The organism is Desulfosporosinus shakirovi, assembly GCF_020595055.1.
GTDB lineage: Bacteria > Bacillota > Desulfitobacteriia > Desulfitobacteriales > Desulfitobacteriaceae > Desulfosporosinus > Desulfosporosinus shakirovi.
Genome location: NZ_JAJDOO010000073.1, coordinates 1 through 5,834, shown reverse-complemented (window position 1 = coordinate 5,834; position 5,834 = coordinate 1). Strand labels below are relative to the sequence as shown.

At 39.2% G+C, this 5,834-nt stretch carries 8 protein-coding genes and 2 pseudogenes; 8 read left to right on the top strand and 2 right to left on the bottom strand.

The window, feature by feature from the left end; translation table 11 throughout:
* Positions 1–409: 409 nt before the first annotated feature.
* The 3 genes and pseudogenes from LJE72_RS26450 to LJE72_RS25660 all read left to right on the top strand — a co-directional run bounded on the left by LJE72_RS26450 (position 410) and on the right by LJE72_RS25660 (position 1,260).
* Positions 410–544 (top strand): hypothetical protein, encoded by a 135-nt coding sequence (locus LJE72_RS26450; protein WP_282437965.1) that lies wholly within the window; start codon positions 410–412, stop codon positions 542–544.
* Between the two features lie 126 nt (positions 545–670).
* Positions 671–784, top strand: a pseudogene (locus LJE72_RS26950) (hypothetical protein); the annotation flags it as partial.
* A gap of 167 nt (positions 785–951) precedes the next feature.
* Positions 952–1,260 carry an NAD(P)/FAD-dependent oxidoreductase gene (locus LJE72_RS25660; protein WP_229250974.1) on the top strand — a complete coding sequence of 103 codons (309 nt, stop codon included), beginning with the start codon at positions 952–954 and terminating at the stop codon, positions 1,258–1,260.
* A 12-nt stretch (positions 1,261–1,272) separates the two neighbouring features.
* On the opposite strand, the pseudogene LJE72_RS25655 reads toward LJE72_RS25660, so the two are convergent.
* A pseudogene (locus LJE72_RS25655) lies at positions 1,273–1,596 on the bottom strand (transposase); the annotation flags it as partial.
* On the opposite strand from LJE72_RS25655, the gene LJE72_RS25650 reads away from it, so the two are divergent.
* Positions 1,591–1,860 (top strand): hypothetical protein, encoded by a 270-nt coding sequence (locus LJE72_RS25650; protein WP_229250973.1) that lies wholly within the window; start codon positions 1,591–1,593, stop codon positions 1,858–1,860. The pseudogene LJE72_RS25655 and the gene LJE72_RS25650 sit on opposite strands and share 6 nt — an antisense overlap.
* A gap of 47 nt (positions 1,861–1,907) precedes the next feature.
* Here LJE72_RS25650 and LJE72_RS25645 read toward each other — a convergent pair whose 3' ends face one another.
* Positions 1,908–2,093, bottom strand: coding sequence for a hypothetical protein (locus tag LJE72_RS25645; RefSeq protein WP_229250972.1), 186 nt, complete (start codon positions 2,091–2,093; stop codon positions 1,908–1,910).
* 503 nt (positions 2,094–2,596) lie between these two features.
* On the opposite strand from LJE72_RS25645, the gene LJE72_RS25640 reads away from it, so the two are divergent.
* The 4 genes from LJE72_RS25640 (at position 2,597) to LJE72_RS25625 (ending at position 5,622) form a co-directional block, all read left to right on the top strand.
* Entirely contained in the window at positions 2,597–3,265 is a 669-nt protein-coding gene (locus tag LJE72_RS25640) for a Crp/Fnr family transcriptional regulator (protein WP_073031697.1), read from the top strand.
* 332 nt (positions 3,266–3,597) lie between these two features.
* Positions 3,598–4,020: a hypothetical protein gene (locus LJE72_RS25635; RefSeq protein WP_229250971.1), complete on the top strand. Its 423-nt coding sequence runs from the start codon at positions 3,598–3,600 to the stop codon at positions 4,018–4,020.
* A gap of 20 nt (positions 4,021–4,040) precedes the next feature.
* A complete protein-coding gene (locus tag LJE72_RS25630; protein ID WP_229250970.1) occupies positions 4,041–4,979 on the top strand; it encodes a sulfite exporter TauE/SafE family protein in 939 nt (312 codons plus the stop codon).
* Between the two features lie 49 nt (positions 4,980–5,028).
* Complete coding sequence (locus LJE72_RS25625) at positions 5,029–5,622, top strand: DUF1847 domain-containing protein (RefSeq protein WP_229250969.1); 594 nt, start codon at positions 5,029–5,031, stop codon at positions 5,620–5,622.
* Positions 5,623–5,834 lie beyond the last annotated feature (212 nt).

Here is a 5,834-nt window from a genome sequence, read left to right as displayed (position 1 = left end):
TCGGGATCCACACTGCAAGAGAATGAGTTATAAGTCGCAGTGTGGCGAAAAGCTCCCTTTCGCCACGAAGTGTTTCTTTGGGGCGGGTGGCTCAGCGATACTCATCCTACGCCGATTAGTATTCTTTGGGGATCGCGGCTTCGGCGAAACCCTCCACTGGAGGCTTTCGTCACAGGGGACACTATCGTGCTTTTCGTTCCAGGGCCAAGGATACTTGGAGCATAGCTCCTGGGAAAGTAGAATCCACACGGCAGGTGAATTCGTCATGGGACGTCGTGTGGCGAAAGGCTCATCCGCCTTTCGTATCGCCAGGTAAACAAACGAAGAACTATCTCTAACGAGGTAGTTCTTTCTGTATTCTATAATACTGTTACCGAACACGGAAGTTAAGAATCCACACAGCAGGAGAATGCGTTACGGGACGCACTGTGGCGAAAAGCTTTCCTTCGCCACGAAGTCTTCCTTTGTGGTGGGTGGCTCGGGGATACTGTCTACAGGACGCTATCGTGCTTTTCGTTTCAGGGCCAAGGATACTTGTGCATAGCAACCTATAGAATGTTGCACTAGAGCTAGTTTGAGTCAGTATTTTCTAAGTAAATATTGTTATAAGTATAATAAACAAAACAGAATTAGGCCACAGGTTTTTGGGATTTTTTAAAGCTATTATTGGCCAGGTGATATTCGTAAGTTTCGAAATGGTATAGAAGGAGCAGTCATTCTGAGTGAAGGGAATTCAATAGATGTTAACCACTTACCGGAAAACTTGTGTGTTGTGCATAATTAACAGGCTGACATTGAAGTGATAGTTAGAAGAATCACCTCATTAAACGATGGACTTCAGTTGATGGAAAAGAAATTATTGAGAAAAGCACTTGGAACATAGAAAAGCAGTAGAAAAACAGCTCTACTTTTAGGGAAAACTCATACTATTGTGTTGCGGGAAGCTAAAGGTTGGATGATTTCTTACAGGGCGGAAAAAGCGTAAGCGCTTTATGGCCTACTGCTACAGAACAAGGAATTATTGCCGACTGTAATATGGCAGGTGTAAAGCGGAGCAACCCAGGTGCGCTGGCTTTAAATTCGGCTGTGATTTGCGGAGTGGGTCTCATTTCGGTTAGAATCATGAATTTACCACACGGAGAAGGCATAGTGCTAAAGGCGATGGAACCTAAACGTAATTTCTATCGCAAGTTCGTGATCAAAGACGGTAGTTTGATTGGGATGATTATGGTCGGGAAAATCGAAGGACAGGTATCTTAAGTGGCTTGACGATTCTTTCTTTTTCAGGATATTGTAGATAGCGGTAAGTAGCATTCTTGCAATAGCAATGATTGCTTTTTCATGACCACGACGTTGCTTAAGTCTCAAATAGCGGTTGCGGATTTCAGGATGCTTCTCGCTTTTAACTACAACGGTTGCACACAGTACCAGAAGCGGCTTAATATAGCAGCTAGCTCTTGAAATCCTTACTGACTTTTTCTTTCCAGCACTTTCGTTATTTGTAGGTGTGAGCCCTGCCCAGGAACAAAGATGCTTAGCTGTCGGGAACACGTCCAAATCAACACCTATTTCGGAGATTACTGCGATGGCATGAAGAATCGATTTAACATAGATGTACGAATTAACAGTGAGGTTATTTTCATAGATACTCATCAAATGGTAGTAAAAGTAATTTTAAATGACGGAGTAAAAGCGTTTAAAGATGAGGAGAGCAGTGTTGAAATAACCCTAAATAGTGGCAAAAAATTGCCAGAAAATTTACTCATGTATTTGAAAAAACTTTGTACTTACTACATCTCCCTCCACATCAATCGCAACCTTTTAGAGTTCAATATTGTGAAGTGCACATCGAAAGTGTAGCCCACAACTAAACAAGCTCCTAGAGCAGCCAGTATCATTTCTCCTGGCTAGGGACCTTTATTTGGGCCAAAAGGTTCGTCCATTACGACCTTGAAATCGTGGATTGAAGATTCTGATTTAGTACTGCCCAGCCAATACCGATGATGCTTTATACGTGCGTTGACCTTTTTCTGGATTTTATTAATAAATCCCAAGTCAATTCCGTTAACAAGAACTCCGCTATTAAAATCCATGTTTAACAATCAACCCCTTCCAATGATTTTAGAAAGTTAACGATCTTGAGTTCGAAAATCTTGGTTGGAGAAATTTTAAGATCCTTTCCATTTAAATTTTGAGTTATTTGATTAATATTAAAATTCTTATTATTTAATTATTTACCGCTATGGAATATAATAATTCCATGTGGAACGTAAAGATGAATTTTATTTAAATTGGATTAATTTCCTAGTATTGAATCAAATATGATAGGGAAGGGAAATTATATACCGACTTTACTTATAAATTCCTGTTCCTAGAATACTATAAAGTGGGAATTCATAAAGTTTCACAAGTCTTTGGTTTTAGTTATAATACAATTGGAGTATTGTTTTATATGCATAAATACGGTGTTAGCAGGGCGCGGAGTTGCTATGAGAGATAGGGGGGATTCAAAAAATCATCTATTTCCGCTAATTCGAAGTAGTATTTTATAGATATTTAATATAATATAAAGATACGTGGAGGGGTAAAATCTAGAATGGAAAACATAAATCATGAAGCATTAGCATTAGACGAAGAAGAAAAGAATCTTATTAGGGAATATGGAACAGTAGTTCATTATCCTAAGGGACAAATAATTTTTTCTGAAGGGGATACTGCCGACCGAATCTATTTAATAGAAGAAGGTTTTGTGAAAATATATCGAATAACTCCAGATGGTAGAAGAGTTACCGTTGGAAGTATGAGGACTTCTGGGCAGTTAATGGGGCTTGCTGAAACTTTGTACCATGGAGAGCGAACTTGTTTCGCTGGTGCTATCAACGACGCTACTTTGGTAGTTGTACGCAAAGCACGTTTTGAAGAATTGCTTGTCAACCATCCGTCCATTGCTATTAAGGTTGCTACAACGCTAGGGGTTAGAATGCGAGAGGCTGAAGGAATTATCCAAGAAATGGTCTGTTTTCAAGTACCGGGAAGATTGGCTATGTTGCTTCTTAAAATGTCTGAACGTGCGGGAGTAGAGACAGATACGGGTACAAAAATAGGTTTTCGCTTAACACATGAAGAGATAGCTTGTATGATAGGCACGTCAAGACAGACGGTTACGTCCTTGCTTAATATATTTAGACAAGAGAACAGTATAGCAATCGAAGAGAAAGAAGTGTATATTCTCGATCCAGATAAGCTAAGTAAATGGATTGTGTAAGAGAGGCTGGCATAGAATGCTGGCCTCTCTTTATTGAGTTACATTGTTACTTATGTGACACATAAGGATGCAATTATGACAATGATGTTTTGCACCTGACATAAATAACGTCATTTAGCAGACGTAAATAATGTAATGTTATTGACACTATTAAGGTCATCAGTTAGACATAAATAAGGTCGGAAGATAGACATTAAAATCATCTAGGGTTTGATAAATTAAGTACATAGTAAAGATGAGAGAAAAAGTATTTGAAAGGAGGTAAAACTTAGGCCTAGGCAAGGCAGGACTGATTTAGTAAGTGAAAATCATGGCAAGAGAGGCGTTTAGCTATGAAGATGGTTTCTGAACTAGTGAAATACCTTAAAGACCCCCACGCTAAAAAAGTCCAGCACTATAAGGAACGGTATCAGGAATTAGACGATCTTTCAAATGTAGCGGTTGACATTGGGGATGCATCAGCCTATAAGTCCCTTCAGGCGGAAATGAAAGAAGTGTTTTTTGAGTATCTAACCGCTGTGGTAGTGGATTCAATTTACAGATTAGCCCCATACGTTCTTATAATTTGGATAATTAGCTTGAAATGGCCAACCATTACAATTCCGTTTGTAAACTGGCAGGTCGACATATTTGGAGCATTCCTAGTCTCGTACCTTCTATTGCATGTAGGAAAATGGTTTGTAAAACCGATTAAATCTATAGTTTATAAATTGGGTTTATTTGGTTCAGGTGCATCAGAGGCGACAAAAATTTAAATAAATTGGAGGAAAATGTTATGCATTTCGCATTAGCTGGTGTAGACGCTAGTCCCATTAGTTTGATTCTTTGGGGTATCTTTGTAGGATACGTTTTCACATCTGTAGGAGCAGCTGGAGGCATCCTGGCAGGTGTCGGTCATATGAGTATCTTCGGACTTAAAAATGCCAATATGGTTAAACCAATGAACCAGATTTTGACACTCGTCAGTCCTATTGTTGGTACTCCTTTATATCTTCGTGAGAAGCGAATTGTTGTACCTACTGCTGTTGCTCTGGGCTTAGGTGGAATCGTTGGGGCGATATTAGGGTCTACGCTTTCAGCTTCCCTTTTAAAAGACATGTCCACTTTCAAACCTTACTTTGGTATGGTCACCTTAGGGATTTCGCTACGTATCGCCTATGAGTGCACCGCTAAATTCAGAGATAGTCAAAAATCGGTTAAGGCTGCCAATGATACTTTTGCAGCAAAGGTTAAAGAACTTAAGGCCTCAGGCAAAATGAATGAGCTTAAGGAAATCGGGGTTAATTTCAAAAAAATTGGTCTTCAAAATACCTTTACCTTTGCTGGTCAAGAATTTAACTATAATGCTATTATGGTCTTCATGACAGGGCTTGTAGTTGCAGTTATTTCCGCATCCTTGGGGGTCGGCGGTGGATTCTTACTGGTTCCTTTCATGACCAGTGTAATGGGATTCCCAATGTACATTGTGGCCGGAACATCCGTTCTTTCTATCTTGGTATCATCTTCAACCAGTATTCTAAACTATCTGTCGATGGGCAGCTCTTTAGATCTTCGGTTTTTAGCCTTTGAATTGGTGGGAGTTGCTATTGGTACTGTAGTTGCAGCCCGAGTTTCAAAGTATATCAATGCTCGTTATATGAAAATATTCCTTTCAGTCATCTTGTTCTATATTGGTTTGAAGTATGTGTTACCGCTAATTGGCATTAAAATCTAATGATTAATCCTAATCTTAGTTATGAATATGAAAATAAGGGGGGGCGTAAATGAAATGTGCATCCTGTAAAATGAAGACTAAAAACATGTGTGATAAAGAGGCATTTGATTGCACTGGGGGAAAATATTCACTCGATGAATGTCTCGAAGAAGAAAATATACCCTTTCATCGCCTCAGTGGTCATTTCCAAGCGGTACATGGTAACAATCTTAGTCGTCTGGATGAATTAATTATGTTTGCTAAGAGAATGGGTTATAAGAAACTTGGAATGGCTTTCTGTATAGGATTAACAGAAGAAGCAGCCGTTTTAGAACAAATCTTATCCCAACATTTTGAGGTATATTCCGCTTGTTGTAAAATAGGTGGACTTAAAAAAGAAGATTATGAAATACCTAAAGTGAAAGAGGACAAAATTGAAGTCATTTGTGACCCTGTTCTTCAAGCTAAGGTACTGGCAAATGATGAGACTGAGCTTAACATAGCAGTAGGCCTATGTGTCGGCCATGATATGTTATTCAACAAGTACTCCAAGGTACCCGTCACAACCTTCGCCGTTAAGGACCGTGTATTAGGTCATAATCCTTTAGCAGTCTGCTATTCTAGTTATCTGCGTAAGAAATATATGAATAAGAAATACGAATAAGTCTGTAGCCAACTAACTTAGACTGTGCCTGAAACTATGTTTTGGCGATTGTTATTTATACAACATAGACAAAAACGGGGGTGTAGCGAATTATGTTCGTTACGCCTCTGTTTTTTGTTATTTGTAATGCTAAAGCAGAAGGAGGGCAAGGATTATGGTAAGCGATGGAACAAACACCGTCGTGTCACCCAACCTCCCATTTGATACACTTA

Coding starts and splice junctions, on each gene's coding strand:
- LJE72_RS26450 (WP_282437965.1), top strand. CDS start 410: ATGCGTTACGGGACGCACTGTGGCGAAAAGCTTTCCTTCGCCACGAAG.
- LJE72_RS25650 (WP_229250973.1), top strand. CDS start 1,591: ATGAAGAATCGATTTAACATAGATGTACGAATTAACAGTGAGGTTATT.
- LJE72_RS25645 (WP_229250972.1), bottom strand. CDS start 2,093: ATGGATTTTAATAGCGGAGTTCTTGTTAACGGAATTGACTTGGGATTT.
- LJE72_RS25640 (WP_073031697.1), top strand. CDS start 2,597: ATGGAAAACATAAATCATGAAGCATTAGCATTAGACGAAGAAGAAAAG.
- LJE72_RS25635 (WP_229250971.1), top strand. CDS start 3,598: ATGAAGATGGTTTCTGAACTAGTGAAATACCTTAAAGACCCCCACGCT.
- LJE72_RS25630 (WP_229250970.1), top strand. CDS start 4,041: ATGCATTTCGCATTAGCTGGTGTAGACGCTAGTCCCATTAGTTTGATT.
- LJE72_RS25625 (WP_229250969.1), top strand. CDS start 5,029: ATGAAATGTGCATCCTGTAAAATGAAGACTAAAAACATGTGTGATAAA.